Annotated in this window: 19 protein-coding genes and 1 riboswitch; of the genes, 9 read left to right on the plus strand and 10 right to left on the minus strand. The window is 61.7% G+C overall.

Annotation, left to right across the window (positions count from 1 at the left end):
• The first annotated feature begins 25 nt into the window (after positions 1–25).
• The 6 genes from HII33_RS11240 to HII33_RS11265 all read left to right on the plus strand — a co-directional run bounded on the left by HII33_RS11240 (position 26) and on the right by HII33_RS11265 (position 4,393).
• A complete protein-coding gene (locus HII33_RS11240; protein ID WP_179395904.1) occupies positions 26–355 on the plus strand; it encodes a cyclic-di-AMP receptor in 330 nt (109 codons plus the stop codon).
• Positions 355–1,323, plus strand: a complete 969-nt coding sequence (holB, locus tag HII33_RS11245; RefSeq protein WP_179395905.1) for a DNA polymerase III subunit delta' — start codon at positions 355–357, stop codon at positions 1,321–1,323. Before HII33_RS11240 ends, holB begins: the two co-directional genes overlap by 1 nt.
• Positions 1,324–1,398: 75 nt before the next feature.
• The gene (locus tag HII33_RS11250; protein WP_179395906.1) at positions 1,399–1,737 is read left to right on the plus strand and encodes a DNA replication initiation control protein YabA; all 339 of its coding nucleotides are present in this window, start codon (positions 1,399–1,401) and stop codon (positions 1,735–1,737) included.
• Positions 1,737–2,615 (plus strand): 16S rRNA (cytidine(1402)-2'-O)-methyltransferase, encoded by an 879-nt coding sequence (gene rsmI, locus HII33_RS11255; protein WP_179395907.1) that lies wholly within the window; start codon positions 1,737–1,739, stop codon positions 2,613–2,615. The genes HII33_RS11250 and rsmI overlap by 1 nt, the downstream gene beginning before the upstream one ends.
• Positions 2,605–3,327: an acyl-[acyl-carrier-protein] thioesterase gene (locus tag HII33_RS11260; protein ID WP_343036858.1), complete on the plus strand. Its 723-nt coding sequence runs from the start codon at positions 2,605–2,607 to the stop codon at positions 3,325–3,327. The genes rsmI and HII33_RS11260 overlap by 11 nt, the downstream gene beginning before the upstream one ends.
• A 343-nt stretch (positions 3,328–3,670) precedes the next feature.
• A complete protein-coding gene (locus HII33_RS11265; RefSeq protein ID WP_179395909.1) occupies positions 3,671–4,393 on the plus strand; it encodes a nitroreductase family protein in 723 nt (240 codons plus the stop codon).
• Between the two features lie 176 nt (positions 4,394–4,569).
• On the opposite strand, the gene HII33_RS11270 is transcribed toward HII33_RS11265, so the two are convergent.
• The 7 genes from HII33_RS11270 to HII33_RS11300 all read right to left on the minus strand — a co-directional run bounded on the left by HII33_RS11270 (position 4,570) and on the right by HII33_RS11300 (position 12,454).
• Complete coding sequence (locus HII33_RS11270) at positions 4,570–5,448, minus strand: IS3 family transposase (RefSeq protein WP_343036815.1); 879 nt, start codon at positions 5,446–5,448, stop codon at positions 4,570–4,572.
• Positions 5,445–6,173, minus strand: a complete 729-nt coding sequence (locus HII33_RS11275; RefSeq protein WP_179393824.1) for a helix-turn-helix domain-containing protein — start codon at positions 6,171–6,173, stop codon at positions 5,445–5,447. Before HII33_RS11275 ends, HII33_RS11270 begins: the two co-directional genes overlap by 4 nt.
• Positions 6,174–6,321: 148 nt before the next feature.
• Complete coding sequence (locus HII33_RS11280; RefSeq protein ID WP_179395910.1) at positions 6,322–8,031, minus strand: MucBP domain-containing protein; 1,710 nt, start codon at positions 8,029–8,031, stop codon at positions 6,322–6,324.
• A gap of 32 nt (positions 8,032–8,063) precedes the next feature.
• Positions 8,064–8,747, minus strand: coding sequence for a hypothetical protein (locus tag HII33_RS11285; protein ID WP_179395911.1), 684 nt, complete (start codon positions 8,745–8,747; stop codon positions 8,064–8,066).
• Between the two features lie 362 nt (positions 8,748–9,109).
• Positions 9,110–10,528, minus strand: coding sequence for an LPXTG cell wall anchor domain-containing protein (locus HII33_RS11290; protein WP_179395912.1), 1,419 nt, complete (start codon positions 10,526–10,528; stop codon positions 9,110–9,112).
• A gap of 323 nt (positions 10,529–10,851) precedes the next feature.
• Positions 10,852–11,499 (minus strand): endonuclease III domain-containing protein, encoded by a 648-nt coding sequence (locus tag HII33_RS11295; protein WP_179395913.1) that lies wholly within the window; start codon positions 11,497–11,499, stop codon positions 10,852–10,854.
• Entirely contained in the window at positions 11,486–12,454 is a 969-nt protein-coding gene (locus HII33_RS11300) for an asparaginase (protein ID WP_179395914.1), read from the minus strand. The genes HII33_RS11295 and HII33_RS11300 overlap by 14 nt, the downstream gene beginning before the upstream one ends.
• Before the next feature lie 354 nt (positions 12,455–12,808).
• Positions 12,809–12,903: riboswitch (THF riboswitch) on the plus strand.
• A 37-nt stretch (positions 12,904–12,940) separates the two neighbouring features.
• Here HII33_RS11300 and HII33_RS11305 point away from each other — a divergent pair.
• A complete protein-coding gene (locus HII33_RS11305) occupies positions 12,941–13,465 on the plus strand; it encodes a folate family ECF transporter S component (protein ID WP_179395915.1) in 525 nt (174 codons plus the stop codon).
• A gap of 164 nt (positions 13,466–13,629) precedes the next feature.
• Here HII33_RS11305 and HII33_RS11310 read toward each other — a convergent pair whose 3' ends face one another.
• From HII33_RS11310 to HII33_RS11320, 3 genes are read right to left on the minus strand one after another with little or no spacing between them, the layout of a single operon-like run.
• Positions 13,630–14,508 (minus strand): ATP-binding cassette domain-containing protein, encoded by an 879-nt coding sequence (locus HII33_RS11310; protein ID WP_179396022.1) that lies wholly within the window; start codon positions 14,506–14,508, stop codon positions 13,630–13,632.
• Between the two features lie 15 nt (positions 14,509–14,523).
• Complete coding sequence (locus HII33_RS11315) at positions 14,524–15,639, minus strand: hypothetical protein (protein WP_179395916.1); 1,116 nt, start codon at positions 15,637–15,639, stop codon at positions 14,524–14,526.
• Positions 15,636–16,811, minus strand: coding sequence for a hypothetical protein (locus tag HII33_RS11320; RefSeq protein ID WP_179395917.1), 1,176 nt, complete (start codon positions 16,809–16,811; stop codon positions 15,636–15,638). The genes HII33_RS11315 and HII33_RS11320 overlap by 4 nt, the downstream gene beginning before the upstream one ends.
• A 455-nt stretch (positions 16,812–17,266) precedes the next feature.
• Here HII33_RS11320 and tsaB point away from each other — a divergent pair, with 455 nt between their 5' ends.
• Positions 17,267–17,989: a tRNA (adenosine(37)-N6)-threonylcarbamoyltransferase complex dimerization subunit type 1 TsaB gene (tsaB, locus tag HII33_RS11325; RefSeq protein ID WP_179395918.1), complete on the plus strand. Its 723-nt coding sequence runs from the start codon at positions 17,267–17,269 to the stop codon at positions 17,987–17,989.
• Positions 17,973–18,506 (plus strand): ribosomal protein S18-alanine N-acetyltransferase, encoded by a 534-nt coding sequence (gene rimI, locus HII33_RS11330; RefSeq protein ID WP_179395919.1) that lies wholly within the window; start codon positions 17,973–17,975, stop codon positions 18,504–18,506. The genes tsaB and rimI overlap by 17 nt, the downstream gene beginning before the upstream one ends.
• Positions 18,507–18,540: the final 34 nt, after the last annotated feature.

Here is an 18,540-nt window from a genome sequence, read left to right on the forward strand (position 1 = left end):
TATCACGCAAAGGGAGGTTTTTCATATGAAGTTGATCCTAGCGATCGTTCAAGACAAGGACAGCAACCTGCTGTCCTCCGAGTTCATCGATGCCAATATCCGCGCCACGAAGCTCTCGACTACTGGGGGCTTCCTGAAGTCTGGGAACACGACGTTCATCATCGGGATCGACGATGAACGCGTGCCGGAAGTGCTGCAGATCATCAAGGAGACAGCGCAGACCCGTGAGCAATTCATGACGCCGCCGGTCAACTTGGACTCGACGAGCGACTCGACGATGGCCTACCCGATCGAGGTGCAAGTCGGCGGGGCGACGGTCTTCGTGCTGCCGGTCGATCAGTTCCTGCACTTCTGATGCCTGAGATCGCAGCGCTTCAGCCCCAGCTGGTCCAGCAGTTCAGCCAGATCGTGGCGAACCAGCGGCTGAGTCAGGCCTATATTTTCAACGGCCCCAGCGGCACCGGCAAGGCGCAGCTGGCCGAGTGGCTCGCCATGCGGCTGTTTTGCACCAACGTGCAGGCCGGCCAGCCCTGCGGCGAGTGTCCGGAGTGCCAGCGCGTGCGCGGCGGTAACCATCCAGACGTGGTGTGGCTGACGAGCGACGCGAAGAGCATCAAGGTGGACGACATCCGCGCGCTGAAGGCGGAGATGAGCAAAAGCGGGGTGGAAGGCACCCAGCGCGTGTTCATCGTGACCGATGCGGATAAGCTGACCGCCGGCGCGGCCAACAGCCTGCTGAAGTTCTACGAGGAGCCGGTGCCGGGGATGACGATCATCCTGACGACGACCGCCAAGAATCAGCTGCTGCCGACGATCCTGTCGCGCGCGCAGGTGATCAACTTCCCGGCGCCGGCGCGCGCGCAAGTACAAGTCGAGCTCGAGGCCGCCGGGGTCGAGCCGCGGTTGGCGGCGGTGGCGGCGCATCTGACGGTCGACGTGACCGCCGGGGTCGCGATGGCTGAAGACGAGCGCTTCGCCGCCCGGTTGAAGGCCGTGCTGACGCTGGTGGGCAAGCTGACGCAGGGCGACGCGGAGGCCTTCGTGCTGGTACAGACCACACTGGTCCCGCTGGCCAAAACACTGCCGGAGCAGCAGCAGCTCCTGGCGATGCTGGCGCTGGCTTACGCCGACGCGCTCAACGCGCATTACCAGGTGCCGCTGCCCGGTGCCTTCGGGGATGATGCGACGATCGCTGCGCTGGCCGGCCGGGCCAGCCGGCAGCTGAGCGACGGGCTGGCGCACATCTTGGCCACCCAGATCCGCCTCGGGCAGAACGTGACGTTCCAGTCCGCCCTTGAGGCGCTGGTACTACAGCTATTATGATCGAACGATCGATGGCCGGACCCTTAGCGTTCGGCCATTTCGCAAGGCGGCGGTGACGTCGCGGTGGGAGGTACCATGGAGAAAAAAGAACTCTATGACGGTTTTGTCGCGCTGGAGCAGGAGACGCAAGCGATCCTGACCCAGCTCAAGGCGCTGAAAGAGGACATGGGCGGCGTGCTCGAGAAGAACGCAGAGCTGGAGATCGAGAATCGCCACCTGCGTGAGCACCTGCAGGAGCTGCAGAAGACGGCGGACCACAAGTCCACCGGTGCGGCTGAGCTGTCCAAGTCCAAGCTCAACTTGGAGAACCTGTACGAGGAAGGCTTCCACGTCTGCCCGTACATGTACGGCCAGCGCCGCATCGACGACGAGCCCTGCGCCTTTTGCCTCGACATCATCTACGGTGAGCACTGATGTGGACACAACAAAAAAGCTTCGCCCCGCATGACACCGGGACGCTCTACCTCGTGCCGACCCCGATCGGCAACCTCGCCGACATGACCTTCCGCGCCGTTGAGACGCTGCGCAGCGTCGACCTGATCGCCGCAGAGGACACACGCAACACGCAGAAGCTCCTGAACCACTTTGAGATCGCGACCAAGCAGATCAGCTTTCACGAGCACAACACGCAGGCCCGCATCCCTGAATTACTGGCGAAGTTGCAGGCCGGCGCGTCGATCGCGCAGGTCTCAGACGCCGGGATGCCGTCGATCTCCGACCCGGGCAAGGAGCTGGTCGCGGCCGCGGTGACCGCCGGCATTCCGGTGGTGCCGCTGCCGGGCGCCAACGCCGCGACGACCGCGCTGATCGCCTCGGGGCTCGCTCCGCAACCGTTCATGTTCTACGGCTTCTTACCGCGCAAGGCCAGCGAGCAGCGCGCCGCCCTTGAAGCGCTCGCCGACCAGGAACAGACCATCCTGTTCTACGAATCGCCGTACCGCCTGGCCAAGACCCTGACGGCGATGGCCGAGGCGTTCGGCCCCGAGCGGCAAGCGGTGCTGGCGCGCGAGCTGACCAAGAAGTTCGAAGAGTTCGACCGCGGGTCCCTGGCTGAGCTGGCCACCTGGGCCGCCGAGAACGCCCGCGGCGAGTTTGTTGTGATGGTCGCCCCGGCCGCCCCGCAGGCGCCGGTGCGCAGCACAGTGCCGCTGGCCGATCAAGTGGCTGCGCGCGTGGCGACCGGCGAGAAGCCGACCGCCGCGATCAAGGCGGTCGCGAAGGCCAACGGGCTGAAGAAGCAGGATGTGTACAACGCCTACCATGGCTTGGAGGAGGAAGACCGTGATCTATGAAGAACCAGCCACCGTGCCATTTTTCCTCGGGACCAAGACCGGTGCGCTGAGCCTGGCGACACTAGTCAACGTGATGCTACTGGGATCTGAACACCAACTCGACCAGCTCGGCGCCGGGTTGGCCGCGCTGGCGCCGTACGGGGCGGGCTGGGTGATCACCCAGTACCACCTCGACGTGGCGCGGATGCCGCGGACCGAGGAACCGCTGGTGGTGGGGACCGAGGCCAGTGCGTATAACAAGCTGATGACGTACCGCGAATACTGGGTCGACGACGCGGCGGGTAACCGCCTCGCGACGATGTCCGGGGCGTGGGTGATGATGGACCTGACGACGCGCAAGCTGATCCCGATCATCGAGTCGTTCGCGCAGAAGGTCGAAGCGGTCCGCACCACTGCGGTGCGCCGCTATCCCCGCCTGCCGAAGCTGGCCACCTGGACGTACAGCGTCCCGTACCGCGTGCGCTACTTCGACATCGACGGCAATGGGCACGTGAATAACGTCCACTACTTCGAGTGGATGGAAGACGCACTCGGCGCCGACTTCCTCGATCACCACCGGCTGGTGAGCATGGACATCAAGTACGCGCGCGAGGTCGCGTATGGCACCACGATCGACGCCGCGGTTGCGATCGACGGTCTGACCACACACCATCAGATCATGACAGACGGGGTGGTCAACGCTGAAGCGCAGCTGACGTGGCAGGCACTGTGAGTGTCATGACGAGACGCCGAGGGTGGGGCTGTGCCATAACGCGGTTTTAGCCCAGAGTATAAGAGCGATCTCCTGTAAAACCCGAACTTAGGTTTTGCAGGGGATCGCTCTTGTACGGCTTGCGCTGCCCGTTCGAACGCAGTGAGTTACAGGCAGACATGCGTTAGAAAGGGCGTTGCGTTATGGCGCGTAACGTTCTGGAATAGTCGTGCCACCAAAGGTTACGTCACAACCGCCTTTTTAGCTGCTTCGGCGAGGTAAAAAATCGGTGAGAACCGTTGTTGCGTGCTCATTCACGTGCTAGACTGAGGCCATTCGAATCAATTCGTTATGGAGTGAGCATATGGACACACACGCATTGCAACACCGCAGCATTCGCCGGTTCAAGCCGGTGGCGATCGACTATCGCGCCCTTGAGACCGTCGCGCAGGCGACCAGTTCCAGCGAGTTTCTGCAGTCGTTCACGATGATCCGCGTCACGACCCCGCGGCTGCGGGCGGCGATCGCCGCGATCTCGGGCAGCCAAGTGCTGGCTCAGCCCAACGGCGAGCTGTTCATCTTCGTCGTCGACACCGCGCGCGCCATTCGGCTGACCGCGGCGGGGAGCGACTTGCACACGTTGACCAACTGGAACGCCTTTTTGGCGGGCGCATTCGACGCGACGCTGGCGGCGCAGAACGTTCTGGTCAGCGCCGAGCGCGCAGGGTTGGGGGGCGTGTTGCTGGGCAGCATCCTCAACGACCCCCAGCAGATGATCGACCTGCTCCGCTTACCACGGTACACGTTCCCGCTGCTGGGTCTGATCGTCGGGGTGCCGGCGGAAGCACCGGCGGCCAAGCCGCGGCTGCCGCAGTCGCTGGTGGTGAGTGAGAATGCTTACCCTGCGCCGGATGACGCGGCGATGGCGCGCTACGATGACGTGGTGGCGGCGTATTATGCAGGGCGTGGCGATGCGGCGCGGCAGTCGAGCTTCACCAGCCTGGTGCAGCGTCATCTCGGTGCTGACCAGAAGCACCGCGACGAGATCGGCCAGATCCTGCGGCAACAGGGCTTCGTACTGGATTGAGGCCTAGTGGAGCAGTACGAGACAAAAGGGGCCGAGACATCATCAACGGCTCACGATAGATGCACGACGACTCCAGAACAGTACGAGCCATAAAGCGACGCCCAAGCCGTATAAGCATGGCCCCGTGCAACCGGCGCTGGTCCGCGTCAAGTAGACAGGTCAAATAATTAAAGTGCCTATGCAGTTTTCCTTACGGCATGATTCCGATATTCCATCGGGGTCATGCCGTTTAGTGTTTCTTGGCGGCGTTCGTAGTTATACCAGTTGATTGCCGCTTCGATACTCTTCATCATCTCAAGCTCGGACAAGCAGTGCTCAAAGGCGAACCACTCAACCTTAAGATGGCTCCACAGGCTCTCCATTGGGCTATTATCGCCAGGAGTGCCCGGCCGCGACATGCTGTGGATAATTCCTTCACCTGCTAAGCACGTGTTGTAGGTGCGCCCGGTGTACGCGGATCCTTGGTCACTATGCGTAATTTCTGGCCTGATGCCATTGTTGCTCTTGATGGCCAGCTTAATCGTCTTGGTGGTAAGCGCCGCGGTTTCGCTCGGTGCCACACACCAGGCGATCACGCTGTGATCATAGAGATCCTTCACGGCACTAAGCCGCAGTTTCTGTCTACCATCTTGACCGTAAGTGAGCTCGGAACAGTCGGTCACCCAGACTTTGTTGGCCGCGCTAGGGTGGAAGGCATGCCCCGCATCGACGGTGTACAGCTTGTTGGCTAGGAGGAACTCCTTCCTCTCGGCTCTGCGATCGTGCTTCGCTACACGGATAGAGGCTCGAATCCGTCCCTGACGCATGAGCCTGCGGACACGACCGTGACTCACGTGATAGGGTGTTTCCTTATTGATATACGTCACGAGCCGTTTGACCCCGAAGACATAGTGATGCTTTTCCTCAAGGGTCACGATGTAGGCCAGAATAGCCTGATTCTCCCGTTCATGGACCGTCACCTTACGATGCGTCCACTTGTAGTACGCTGCACGCGAGATACCCAGAAACCGGCATGTCTCACTGATGCCATAAAGCTGACCGGAGTCGGGATTCACTTCTTGCGCGAGTTGCTGAATGGCCTGATATTGCCTGTCTGATCGACATTCCCTCTTTCCAGTTCTTGGAGTTTTTTTAACACTGCGACCTCCGTTGACACACGGGTTAATCGTGCCTGTAGTCGCTTGTTCTCGAGCTTCAAACGCTCTACTTCAGTGAGCTGACCATTATCTTCCTTCGCCTTACCGCGGCGGTCTGCGAGGGCGGACTCACCACCTTGCTTGAACTTTTTGACCCATGCATAGACCTGTCCATACGAAACGTTGAACTGCTGGGTTGCGGCGACGTAGTCGTGTTCGTTGGCGATGGTCCATTGTGCGATCTCGACACGTTCGAGCTGCGTAGTCTTGCGTCCATCTTTCATTGGCTTGGCCCTCCCAGTGGCTTGTAGTGATTTACCACTAGTATACAGGGATACCCATTGACCGATGACGGTTTTACCCGGAATGCCGTAGGCAACAGCCAGCTGCCGAAAAGATGTGTTACCGGCTAGGTACTTCTGCACGACTTCTAGCTTGAACTCCCGAGAATACTGTTGGTTAGTATGCCTGGACTTAAGACCATCCATCCCATCAGCTGCGTAACGGTTTAACCACTGGTTGACCTGGTGGTGATCGATACCGTGTATCCTTTCCACTGCCTGTGAACTCCAGCCGCCCTCATTAACCAGACCAATGTAGAACAGTTTCTCTGCGGGCGTGTATCTTGAACCTATCCGGCCCATAAAAAAACTCCTTCCCAGGAAGGCAAGCTTTAATTATTTGCTTGTCTACCTAAGTAGGAGTATAGCCACCCCTAAGTTCGGGGCTTTCACGGGGCCATGCTTATACTCTGGGCTAAAACCGCTTTATGTCTCAGCCTAGTTGTCTCGATCAACTGCGGCGCTTGCGCCAGCCGAGCGCGAGCAGGGCGACGATGAGCGCCACGCCGCTCACGGCGATGAGCGGGGCCTTGGCGTCGCCGGCCTGCGGAAGGGGTTGGCGCTTTGCGCGCGGGGCCTTAGTGGCTTTGGGGCCAGGCTTCTGGGGGGCCGGCTGCTTGTGTGCGGCTGGGCCTGGCTTCTGAGGACCGTCCGTGTGCGGTTTTTCAGCCGGCACCGGCGTCTTGCGGTAGATCAGGATCACGTCTTGGTCGGTTGCGGTGTAGGTGCCGGTCAGCGCGCCTTGGCCGACGCGAACGAAGGTGTAGCCGGCCAGCGCCGGTGGGGTAATGGTGTAGCCCTGATCGACCACCCCGTTGAGCGTCGAGACCGGCGCAAGACCGGCGCCCTGTTCGTCTTGGACGTGGATGTGGACGTGGCCCGGTGTTGGGTCGGGCGGGATCGGGTCTTGGTCATAGACATAGGTGACCGTCTGAGGCGCCGCGGTGTACGTGCCGGTGGGCGCCCCTTCGATCGACTGGACGGTGTATCCCTTGATCGGCAGGGGGGTCGTGGTGTAGGCCTGCCCGACGTCGCCGGTCAAGTGGGTGGCTTCGGCCAGCGGGTGCCCGTCGCGGTCTACGTACCGGACGAACAGGTTGCCCCAGGTCGTGCGGTAGTACTCCATCCCGGTCTGGACCAGGGTATTCCCGTTCGGGTAAGTGACCGGGTCGGGGTAAGGGTAGCCGACGTAGCCATATTGGTTATCGATGATCGTGTAGCCGATCTTGCCGTACTGCCGCGACTGCGAGATGAGGTAGTCGTGCCCGTTGACGGTCACTTCAGGCGTTGCGCTGTTGTAGGTGTGGTAACCGGTCGCGACGGGCTGGCCGTCGATCCCGATCGTCTGGCTGTGGATCAGCAGGTCCTCACCGGTTTGGGCCGCATAGGCGGGCGCCTGGAAGACGCGGTAGTTGTTGACGGAGAAGACCTCCGTGTTCGTGAATTTGGCAAAATACGAGAAATCCGACAGGCGTTGGCCGGACAGCGAGAAGTAGACCTTGGCCGGGCTGGCGGCCGCCGCTTTGGTGAACAGCGGGTCTAGCTGCCGTAGCTGCTCATTGCGCAGACCGGTCGTGTTCGTGCTGTTGGTGACGCCGGCCAACTCGAGGCCCCAGTACGGATCAAACTGACCGAACGTGAGCGAGTTCAAGGCGGTGATGTCGGCGTCGGTCCAGTTCCCCGCGCCGTCTTGTTGCAGGGAAATATTGCCGGCGATGTGTAGACCGGTCAGGGGGACCAGGGAGACACCAGGGGCCATGAACAGCTTGAGCTGAATGCTCCAGCCGCTTGGTAGCTCGCGCAGGGCTTCGAGCCCGGTCAGGTCGGTCAGCGGGGTCGTGATCATGTCAGGGATCAAGTTGACCACAATGCGCTGATTCGGCATGGCCCCCGAGTTGGGGTCAACGTGGCGAATGTCGCCGTAGGTCAGCTCGCCGGTTTTGATCCCGAAGGCCTTGCGCAGCCCCGCCTTGAGCTGCGGGTCGTTGATCGTGACGGGATCGGTATCCGCGTGTGTGCTGAGCGCGCGCGGTCGACTGAGGCGAGTCGCCGGCGTCGTCGTGCTCGGTAGACTGGCCGCGTGAACTGGAACAGCGCCGATCGCTAGGGCAGCGGCCGCCCCGATCAACAGCGCGGTCGCGTGATGATGACGAATGAACATAATGATCTCCTCCATATCGATTGAAACCCGAGTCATTGGGCAAAATACAACGTCAAGGGACTCTCGCGGCTGTCGCCCTGAGGCACGCAGGTCTGAAACGAGATCCCGCCTAGGGCCGCACGTGCGGTGGTCAGGGTGTCGATCGCAGCCTCGTCGTTCGGCACTCGGTCGAGGATCTTGGTCACATGATAGGTGTGGCCGTCGACCGTGATTGCCGAGCCGCGCTCGACGAACGCGAGCGCTGCATGGGCGGCCCCGGTGTACTCGATCAGATAATGCCCTGGCAGTGCGGTCCACTCGTAGACGTACCCATCGCCGGGGACCCGTCCGATCCCGGCGAATGGTCTGATCGGATAGTGGCGACCTGCGAGGTTGAAGCCCGTGGCGGGCGCCGGCGGCCGGCGGACCTGGGCCGGCCGGGTAGTCGTGGTGCTGGTGGTGCGAGCGGTCGGCGGAGGTGGCGAGTCAACTTGAGCGGATGAGGCCGCAGCTGGGTGCGGCGCATCAGTTGGTGGGTTGACCGGGCGGGAACTGGGGCGAGTGGCCTCGGTGTGGTGGCTTGTCGCCGATTTCGATGCTGGATTCGGTGCGGTGAACGCCTGACGTGGTGGTGCCGACACAGGTTCCGGGCGTTGACGTCTGGCGGTCGCGGTCCAGCCAAGCATGGCACAGGTGAGCGTGATCAATGCGCCGCAGTAGACCCCGCGGCGCCTCATGCTGGGCCGGCCGGATGCGCGAACGGCAGCGCCCCCGCTGCCGTTGTTGTGTTGATCGGTTTTATCCTCAAGCCAAGCCCTCCTTACCCATATGATCGCGCCTCCAGTGCGATTATATAACGATAGTCATTATAAAGACAATAAGCGAACCGTTATCTGTGCTGAACGATATTTTCGATATGAAGAAGGAATAATCGACTGACTACAGGGGAAAAATATCGCGCGCTGAAGAATTAAATGCGATGGTTTGAGATTAAAATTCAAATCATTTTAAAAAGGAAAATGTTTTTTTCGGTCAATGCAAAAACCCGAGCACCGTGACCACAGTCGTGGTCACGGTGCTCGGGTCAGGGACAATGGGGTCAGGCGCGCTTACGGCGGCTGCCGGCGAGGCCGAACAGGGCGCCGAGGGTGGCGGTCAGACCTAGGCCGCTCAGAAGCAGGTCTTGGTCATCCCCTGTCTGCGGCAAGGCCGCCCGCTTAGCAGCCATGCGGCTGAGCGGCGCCTTCGCGGGCTGAGTGGCTGGACGCACGCTGAGCGGGGTCACCTTCGCGGCCGGCTGATCCGGCGTGCCAGCAGGGGCCGGCGTGGCGGACTGCTGGGTCGCGTGATCACCAGTGCCCGGCGTCGGCTGGTCGACGCCAGGCTTGGTTACCGGCTTCTCCGGTAGCGCAGGTTGGTCAGGCGTCTCAGGTTGCGTCGGTTTGTCAGGTGCTGGGCTTGGCGCCGGGGCCGGTGTTGGCGCGATCGGCTTAGGCCCGACATGGTTGGCCCAGACCTTCTGACCGGCTTCGAAGCCTTGCTGCATGGCGGCTTTGACCGTGTCGGATTTGCCGGCGAGCAGGCTTTCCGGCAGGGCGGCGGCCCCGGTCTGGCCGATCTTGTTGCCAAGGGCGTAAGCGTCGGTGGCTTCTTGGGTCATGCCCGTGGCGTTACCGGCCTGGTTCTGGTTGTCGGTGATCGGCTTGGTGTTAGCATCGATGCGGTTGGCCCAGACCTTCTGGCCGGCTTCGAAGCCTTGCTGCATGGCGTCTTTGACCGTGTCGGATTTGCCGGCAAGCAGGCTTTCCGGCAGGGCGGCGGCCCCGGTCTGGCCGATCTTGTTGCCAAGGGCGTAGGCGTCGGTAGCTTCTTGGGTCATGCCCGTGGCGTTACCGGCCTGGTTCGCGGCGTCGGTGATTGGGCCAGCGTGGTTGTAATCCGGGCGGCCAGCACCGGACTGATCAGCGTTGTTCTGGTTCGCGGCGTCGGTGATTGGGCCAGCGTGGTTGTAATCCGGGCGGCCAGCACCGGTTTGATCAGCGTTATTCTGGTTAGTGGCGTCGGTGATCGGGCCAGCGTGGTTGTAATCCGGGCGGCCAGCGCCGGATTGATCGGCGTTGTTCTGGTTCGCGGCGTCGGTGATTGGGCCAGCGTGGTTGTAATCTGGGCGGCCAGCACCGGATTGATCGGCGTTGTTCTGGTTCGCGGCGTCGGTGATCGGGCCGGCGTGGTTGTAATCCGGGCGGCCAGCACCGGATTGATCGGCGTTGTTCTGGTTAGTGGCGTCGGTGATCGGGCCAGCGTGGTTGTAACCTGGGCGGCCGGCGCCGGATTGATCAGCGTTGTTCTGGTTCGCGGCGTCGGTCAGGACGCGCGCGTTGAGGGCCGCCGGGGTCGCGGCGGTCACCGGCTGGCTGCTCAGCGCTTGGAAGCTGAGCAGGGTCGTGGCGGTGAGGGCGGCGGTCACCCAACCGCGCCGGGTCTTTTTCAGGGTCTTGCTGCTGCGAAGCTCTGTCATTGTTCTCCTCCTTATTAGGTGGTTCTGATGGATCGATGCCATCGAGCCCAGTATACGAGGTGTCACGACAGGGGGTCAATTGAATCGAGAGTAAAAAAAATTGATAGCTCGCGTTACACAGCGTGCTATCAATCGAAAAAATAGTATAAATGATTATCTCGGCGAGCGATATAGTGGGTCGACCGCGTGCGAAAGGCGGTTGCGGTGCACGGTCACGGCCCATGGTGGACGGCGATCCGCGGTGGCGTGCGCCGATCGCTGACGGCGTCAGCATCATGGGACTCACACTTGATTATTTTTGAATGAAAGGACGATGAGTCGATTCACAGTATTAGCTGGTGTCCGGCGAGGAAACTTGCCGCAAAGTCCGTGTCGTGCTTGATCGCCTTGCCGAAGTTGTCGATCAGCCCGTGGAGCTCCTGGGCGTCCTGCAGCGCCCAGTCATCGACGGCACGTGTCGCCCGGCGCAGGCTCGCGTAAGTCGTGTGCGGCTGGCCGAGCCAGCCGAAGAGGCGGCGCGCATACTGATCCGCGATGAATGTCGGCTGGTCGAAAACGTAAAGGCGCATCGCGTCAGCGGTTTCTGCCCCAATACCGCGTAAGTCGAGCAAGTCGGCGCGAAGCTGCGCCGGCGGCAGGGCCGCGGGGCGGGACAGGTCATAATCCCACTGACGCAACCACGCGAGCAAGTCGATCAACGCGCGGCTCTTGTTCTGGTAGAACCCGCTGGGGCGGATCAGCGCGATCAGGTCTGCTTGAGGCAGCGCAGCGAGGCGGTGACTGTCAAAGGCGGTCGCGGCGCGCAGGTTGGTCAAGCTACGGTCGACGTTGCGCCAATTCGTGTTCTGCACTAGGATGGCGCCGACGAGGATCTCTAACTTGGTGTCCGCGGGCCACCAACCGGAAGGCCCGAGGTGGGCGGCGAGCTGATGGTAGAGCGCGGGCAGGGTGAGGCGCTCAGCTGACGGCATTGTTCACATACGTCGCCAGGGCCGCGCCGCGCTTGCCGCCGCTGAGGCCAACGATGAGCTTGATCCGCGCTTTTTGCCCATTCAGCCCTTGGCAGAAGATCACGCCCATCTTCTTGAGGGTCACGCCGCCGCCTTCGTAGTCATAGAAGTCCTCGGCCACGCCGTTGAAGCAGCGCGAGACGAGCACGACCGGCACGCCGCGGGCCAGTAGACGTCCCAGTGCCGGCAGGGTCGCCGGGGGCAGGTTGCCGGCCCCGAGCGCCTCGATCACGAGCCCGTGGGTCGTGGCCGGTAGCGCGTCGAACAACGTCCCGTCCATGCCGGCGAAGGCCTTGAGCAGAAACACGTTGTCGGTGACCGTGTCGACGGGGCACGCCTGCTGATTGATCAACTCTTGGAAGAAGTGCGCGCCGTCTTTGGTCACCAGCCCGATCGGCCCGAATGTCGGGGTGCGGAAGGTGGCGACGTTGGTCGTGTGTGTCTTAGTCACGAAGCGGGCGGTGTGGACCTCGTCGTTCATCACGACCAGACAGCCCTTGCCCCGTGCGCCGTCGCTGGCTGCGGTGCGGATGGCCGACAGAAAATTGTAGCGCCCGTCCGATCCGATCTCGTTGGACGACCGCATCGCGCCAGTCACCACTACGGGGATGGTCGGGTCGAGGGTCAGGTCGAGAAAATACGCAGTCTCCTCCAGTGTGTCGGTCCCGTGCGTGACCACGACGCCGTCGATGCCTTCGGATTCGGCGGCGCGGATCCGTCGGCTCAGTGTCAGCATCTGCGTCGGGGTCACGTGCGGTGACGGCAGGTTGAAGACCTCCTCACTGATCACGTCGATCCCGTCTAGGTGGGCGGAGAGGTCCAGCAGCGGATTCACGTCGCTGGGCACGACGGCACCGGTGTCTGTGGCGGTCATCGAGATCGTGCCGCCGGTGTGTAGCGCAAGGATATGTTTCATCAGGTAGCCTCCATTCTGGCTTCAGCGTAGCACCGATCCGGCGCGTTGTATACGGACAGGTGCGCGTCGGTGTCAGACTGGGGAGACCAGGGCGGCCCCTCCCACCATCTGGCCCTTGGTGGACGCAAAAAAACGCGCAGTATTACTGCGCGCCTAAGGGATACCCGTTACGGGTGGTGGTACTTGGTGGTTACTAGCAGACAGTGTACCGCGGGCGCGTTAAATTGGCTTGGGGAGGGGCGAGGGAATTGAAAAGAGTCTTGTGTGAGAGCGCTCATACACCTCTCATTGTGCAGTGGCGCGCAATGTTGCAATTCCTGTCGCGACAGGTAAGATAGGGGGGTACGATAAATCTAAGGAGTAGGATCCAACGCGTTAAGTGCCGCCGGAACGGAATGTGAACGGTGGACGAAGGCTGCAGCCGCGGTGTTGGACCCGCATTCGCCTATCTTTAGTAGGCGTCTCCGCACAAAGGAGATTGTCCCAATGTCAATTATTTCACTTCGTAGCCCCAAGGTCTCGACCCTAGCTGTCGCATACATGGGCCTGTTCATGGCCATGCAGATCATCTTAGGGCGTTTTTCGTTCGGCACGAGTTTTCTCAAAGTTAGCCCGGCGTTCTTCGCCACGATCCTGATGGGGTACTTCCTCGGGCCATGGCTGGCCGGGCTGACCGCCGCGATGACGGATCAGCTCAGTATCATGATCTTCAACCCCGGCGCGAACTTCCCGGGATTCACCGTCAGCGCCGCGCTGGCCGCGATCCTTTACGGGATGCTTTTTCACGACAAAAAAGTCACCGTCTGGCGCACGCTGCTGGCGGTGACCCTGGTGATCGTGATCTGCAACATCTTCTTGACCACGCTGTGGCTGGACATGATGGGCACGCCGTGGCAAGGCATCATCGGGCTCCGGGCCTTCAAGAACCTCGTGATGATCCCGATCCAGACGTTCCTGTCCTACACGACGCTCAAGGCGGTCGAGCGGGTCAAGCCGCGCCTGGCGCTCTAACTTGAGGCGTTGCCGAGTGACCAAGCGATGAGCACGGCGCACGGCAGTCACCACTAGACCAGGCTGAACAGACAGCCCAACAAGAAGGGGACGCGACTTTGGTCGCGTCCCCTTCTTGTTGGGCTAGGTCGGTGATGTGATCGGCCCGCTTGTCACTCAGGTGCTCAGACCCGTTCGTCGGTCTGCGCGTAGAAGTGGTTGAACTGCTCCTCAAGCGTCAGCGGTCCGACGGTGAAGGCCAGCCCCGCGGCGTACAGGGGGGTGAGGCGCTCGACCAGGGTCGCCAGTGGCAAGTCGGCCACTGGTAGCACCGCCAGGCCGTCGGTGTAGGCGGCCGCACCGGGCACAAGGGCCGGGTCGCCGCTGAACTTCAGGTAGTGCGCCGGTTCGACATGGGCGTCGAGGTCGAGGACGAAGTGGCCGTCTTTGAGAAAAATGGTCCGGTCGACGAAGGTCTGCAGGTTATTTAGCATGTGGGAGACGATCAGGATCAGCTTGCCCTCCGCGCGCAGGACGCGCAGCTGCTCGGAGATCATCGCGACGTTGAGCGGGTCGAGCCCGTTCATCACCTCATCGAGAAGCATCACCGGGGTGTTGGCCGCCACCACGAGCGCGAAGCACAAGCGCTGCTTCATGCCCAACGAGTAGGTCCGAGTCGGCCGGTCGACGTAGCTGGCCATGTGCAGCGTGGCGATGATCTCGTCGACAGACTTGGTCTTGTTCTGCCAGCACTCGGCATAAAACTGCATCAGCGCGCGGCCGCTCAGGTCGTCGTACAAGTCGCTCTGGTCGGGGAAGGCACAGATCAGCGCGTGGTTCTTGCGCGTCTGCGCCTGGCTGGTGTAGCCGTGATCCGCGATCGTGACACGCCCAGCAGAGGGGTGCAACCGGTTCAAGATCACCTTCAACAGGGTCGTTTTGCCCATCCCGTTGGGGGCGACCAGCCCGACGATCTCGCCAGGGGTAGCGTGCAAGTCGATGTCCGCCAAGACGTTCGGCTTGCCTGGAAAATCTAAGTGAATATGATCGAGTTCTAGCATCAGTTACCTCCTTAATGGTCACGCCTGGCGCCGGTCGACGATCTGCGCAAACAGCGCGATCATCAGGCCCGTCCAGACCAGCAAGACGCCAGCCCCGCCGGCCAGCCCCAACGCCCAGTTACCCGCTTCGTTCTGAAAGGTGCCGTTGAACAGTGACTGCGGTGCCAGCCCCGCCAGCGGGGTGAACCACAGCGTGCGCGCCACGGCAGGAAAGGCTAGCGGGATCGCGGCGATTGCGGCGCCGGCCAGGAAGCTCCAGTAGACGTTGCGCAGCCACGCGTTGAGCACGAGCATCAGCGCGCAGACGAACAGGCTCTCGATGACGGCAAAGCCCAGCAGGAGCAGGGTCTGCGCCCACAGCGGGACGACGATCATGCGCTGACCGAGCGCGACGACGACTGGATATTGCCAATCGCCAAGGCCGCCTTGAAGCGCTGCGGCCAATGCGCCGACGCCGATGATGCTCACGGTTATGATCAGCGGTAGCGCGACGCGGGTCAAGACTTTCGTCAGCGCCTGAGTCGGGAGCTTGACGGGCAATGTCGCCGTGACGGTCGGGTGAGCGGCGTTGACTAACCACAGGTCTGCCGTCAGCAGCATGATCAAGAAGGGTAAGGCTAGCGCGAGGAGGGGCAAGCACTGCTCCATTGCGCTAGCAGCGTCTTGAATCGTCACGTGCACAGGCCGCTTTTGGTGGATCAGTGCTTGGATCGCAAGCAGATGGCGTTGTCCATCGGTCCAGGTCGGGAGGGTCGCATCGACGACCCCGAGGTAACCAGTCTTGGCGCCTTGACGCTCGAGCTTGGCGCCTTCGAGCAAGCCGTCGCGAATATCTTCCGCATTGCCGAGCTTGACGCCGACGATGACCGCATTTTGTGCCTGGATCTGACGGTTCAAGAGATCGGCGGTCCGACGTAGGGTGGGGGTCGGCGCATCCGTATAGCGTTGGATGTCGTCTGCGGCGACCTTGAGGCGATCGTGCGCGTGTGTCGCCACGGTCGCCAAGTCCCCCACATGTTGGTAGCGCGCAACTGGGACGAAGAGGATGGCAAGAAGTAAGAACGCGATGATCGCAGCGACGTTGCGTGTGCTGTGGGTCGCGGCGCGCCAATCGAGTTTTAGCAGTGCCTTCATAAGATCACCCGCTCTCGCTGTAATGACTGACTGCCGGCATATAAGGCGAGTTCAATGAGCAGTCCCCAGCCAAGCCACACGGCGACGGCGATCGCGCCGTTCATCAGCCAAGTGGCGTAGAAGAAGTGCTCCGTCCCGGTCAGGACGCGGCCGATACCGGTGAATGTCATCGGGAGAAAGACCGGTACCGGGAACGGGTCGAAGGCCCCTTCGCTGCGAACATAATAGAGCAGGGGGCTCAAAAACAGGCACGCAGCGCTGGCCAACGCGACGAATTCATTGCGGACGACTAGTTGCAGAACCAGTAAGAGACGGACCGTGAACCAGCAGGTCAGCGCCAAAAGCCCAGTCCAACGCAGGAAGTACACTGGCATGCTGAGCACGCGATACTGATAAGTGAACTGGCCGCCGAGGTACTGGGTGACACCAGCCCCCAAGCCGATCCCGTAGCGGGGGATGGTCGCGACTGCGAGAACGAGCACTGTGAACAGAAGCACTGCCGCAACGGGCGTCAGCACGGCGAGGGTCTTGAGCCCCAGCTGACGCCGCATGCTGAGCGGAAGGGTGGCGGTCACGCTGCGATGGTGCCAGTCTTCCGTGAGCCGATCGCAGGCCAGAATGGCACACAGTGCGATGGCGGCCCAAGGTAACCATTGTGCGGATAGCCGGGCTAGCGTATGCAGGAAGGTCTGCTCGTTATAGACCGCCAGATCGACGCGAACCGTGGGGTGCTGGCGATAATACTTGAGGCGGGCGCGAAGGCGCGTGACGCCGAAGTGACCATCTGTGATCGGATAGGCGTTGAGACTGTGCGCGGTGTAGTAGACGGCTGGATAAGTGTAGAGGTTGCGGTTGTGCCACTGGACGTCATAGGCCTGGAGCTTGGCGTCCAGACCGGCGATCAGTGTTGCGCGCGGCCCCTTCACCCCAGCAAGGATGGTCTGGTCGGCTTTGAGAACGGCTGCCTCATTGCTGAAAAGCTTCGGCGCGGCCTGAAGTGTGCGCACTTCGTTGCGGATCACGGTCAGGTTGGCTTTTTCCGGGGGCAAAAGCACCGCGCTGTAATGGAAGGCTACGGCGATCGCGGCGATCACCGCCAATAACAACGCGAGGATGTTCTTCTTATTGCGCAGGATCAGTGTCAGCTGGGTCTTGTAATACATCCAGTTCATCGTATTCCCCCGATCCCCGGCCTGGTTCGGCAGGTGGTAAAAATTATTCCCATTGTAAAATGATAAACTGATTAAATCAATATAAAAGGTCGATTGGATAACTCGCTTTTGATATACAGCAGATAGTCTAGTAATATTCAAGGGCCGTGCGCACCAAAAAACCACCCGCTGGTAGCGGATGGTCGGGGGGCATCGCGGTCAGCCCGCGGTCGTGGCGCCGAGCGTGATGTTGTGCGGCGATCTTTGTGCCTAGTCGCAACTTGTTCACGCCTTCATAGTGGCTAAAAAATACATAGCGAGTATATTATCGGTTGATATCATAGCACGTCGGGCGCTGGCGGCCTAGCCAGTGCGAGCAAGTGGAACGCCGGCCGCAGACCGAGTGCGCCTCCCACGCCTGACGCCCCTTGCCCCGTGTGGTAAACTGTAGGGAACGACTAAAGGAGTGGACTGCAATGAAAGTGTTGGCGCTTGACACCTCGAATCAGGCGATGAGCGTGGCGGTGACGGTCGACGGCCAGCTGATGGCCGAGACGCTGTTGAACCACAAAAAAACGCACAGCGAGCAGCTACTGCCGACGATCAAGCGGCTGCTGGCGGCAAGCGACCTGACGCCGGCCGCCCTCGACCGGATCGTGGTCGCCGACGGGCCGGGCTCCTACACGGGGATCCGCATCGCGGTGACGACGGCCAAAACGCTGGCGTACACGCTGGACCGCGAGCTGGTCGGCGTGTCGAGCCTTGCGGTGCTGGCGGCCAACGTGACGCGGACCAAGGCGCTGATCGTGCCACTGATGGATGCGCGGCGCGGCAACGTGTTCACCGGCGTCTATCAGTGGGTGGATGGGCAGCTGACCGACGTGGTCGCCGACCGGCACCTCGCGCTGGCACAGCTGCTCGACGAGGTGCGTCTGCTGAACCAGCCCGCGTTTTTCATCGGCGCCGACGTGGCGAAGATGCGCGGGCAGATCACCGACGCCTTGGGTGGAGCGGCGCGCTTCGGTGAGCCGGTCGACGACTTGCCACACGCCAGCCGCTTGGCGGCGCTGGGGGCGAAGTTGCCGCCAGTCTCGCCGATCACCTTCGTGCCCCGCTACTTGCGCCTGACGGAGGCGGAGACCAATTGGCTCAAGACGCACCACGACGAGAGGCACGCGCCTTATGTTGAGAAAGTTTAAGTCCTGGTTCGACCCGGAACCGCCGGCGGAGCTGCTTTTTGCCCCGCAGACGCTGATGATCAACGGCGTGACTTACACGCTGCGCCGCATGCAGAACACGGATATCGACGCTGCCTTAGCCATCGAGCGGGCGGTGTACGGCGATACCCCGTGGGACCGTGTGGCGTTTTTGTCCGAGCTTCGCAAGGTGCGCCAGTCGCTGTACCTCGTGTTGGAAAGCGCGCTGGGCATCGACGCCTTCATTGGCTGCTGGTTCACGAAGAGCGAGGCGCACGTGACGAACCTCGCCGTCGCGCCGAGCGTCCAGCGCACCGGCGTCGGTGAACGCCTGATGCGCGTGATGATCGCCAAGGCGCTGGATTACGGCAGCGCGCAGATGACGCTGGAGGTCCGCACCGATAACTTGGCAGCCCAGGCGCTGTACCACAAGCTCGGCTTCCAAGACGGCGCGATCAAGCGCGGTTATTACGTGGCCGACCACCAAGACGCGATGGATATGTGGATGCACGTGGAGTGACCCGCAGCCGCTGGGCTGCGGTGGCCCGGCGGCC

This window comes from Lacticaseibacillus absianus (genome assembly GCF_013407595.1).
Lineage (GTDB): Bacteria > Bacillota > Bacilli > Lactobacillales > Lactobacillaceae > Lacticaseibacillus > Lacticaseibacillus absianus.

Bases quoted from the DNA above. Each gene is read 5' to 3' on its own strand.
- HII33_RS11240 (WP_179395904.1), top strand. From the start codon at position 26: ATGAAGTTGATCCTAGCGATCGTTCAAGACAAGGACAGCAACCTGCTG.
- holB (WP_179395905.1), top strand. From the start codon at position 355: ATGCCTGAGATCGCAGCGCTTCAGCCCCAGCTGGTCCAGCAGTTCAGC.
- HII33_RS11250 (WP_179395906.1), top strand. From the start codon at position 1,399: ATGGAGAAAAAAGAACTCTATGACGGTTTTGTCGCGCTGGAGCAGGAG.
- rsmI (WP_179395907.1), top strand. From the start codon at position 1,737: ATGTGGACACAACAAAAAAGCTTCGCCCCGCATGACACCGGGACGCTC.
- HII33_RS11265 (WP_179395909.1), top strand. From the start codon at position 3,671: ATGGACACACACGCATTGCAACACCGCAGCATTCGCCGGTTCAAGCCG.
- HII33_RS11275 (WP_179393824.1), bottom strand. From the start codon at position 6,173: ATGGGCCGGATAGGTTCAAGATACACGCCCGCAGAGAAACTGTTCTAC.
- HII33_RS11280 (WP_179395910.1), bottom strand. From the start codon at position 8,031: ATGTTCATTCGTCATCATCACGCGACCGCGCTGTTGATCGGGGCGGCC.
- HII33_RS11285 (WP_179395911.1), bottom strand. From the start codon at position 8,747: ATGAGGCGCCGCGGGGTCTACTGCGGCGCATTGATCACGCTCACCTGT.
- HII33_RS11290 (WP_179395912.1), bottom strand. From the start codon at position 10,528: ATGACAGAGCTTCGCAGCAGCAAGACCCTGAAAAAGACCCGGCGCGGT.
- HII33_RS11295 (WP_179395913.1), bottom strand. From the start codon at position 11,499: ATGCCGTCAGCTGAGCGCCTCACCCTGCCCGCGCTCTACCATCAGCTC.
- HII33_RS11300 (WP_179395914.1), bottom strand. From the start codon at position 12,454: ATGAAACATATCCTTGCGCTACACACCGGCGGCACGATCTCGATGACC.
- HII33_RS11305 (WP_179395915.1), top strand. From the start codon at position 12,941: ATGTCAATTATTTCACTTCGTAGCCCCAAGGTCTCGACCCTAGCTGTC.
- HII33_RS11315 (WP_179395916.1), bottom strand. From the start codon at position 15,639: ATGAAGGCACTGCTAAAACTCGATTGGCGCGCCGCGACCCACAGCACA.
- HII33_RS11320 (WP_179395917.1), bottom strand. From the start codon at position 16,811: ATGAACTGGATGTATTACAAGACCCAGCTGACACTGATCCTGCGCAAT.
- tsaB (WP_179395918.1), top strand. From the start codon at position 17,267: ATGAAAGTGTTGGCGCTTGACACCTCGAATCAGGCGATGAGCGTGGCG.
- rimI (WP_179395919.1), top strand. From the start codon at position 17,973: ATGTTGAGAAAGTTTAAGTCCTGGTTCGACCCGGAACCGCCGGCGGAG.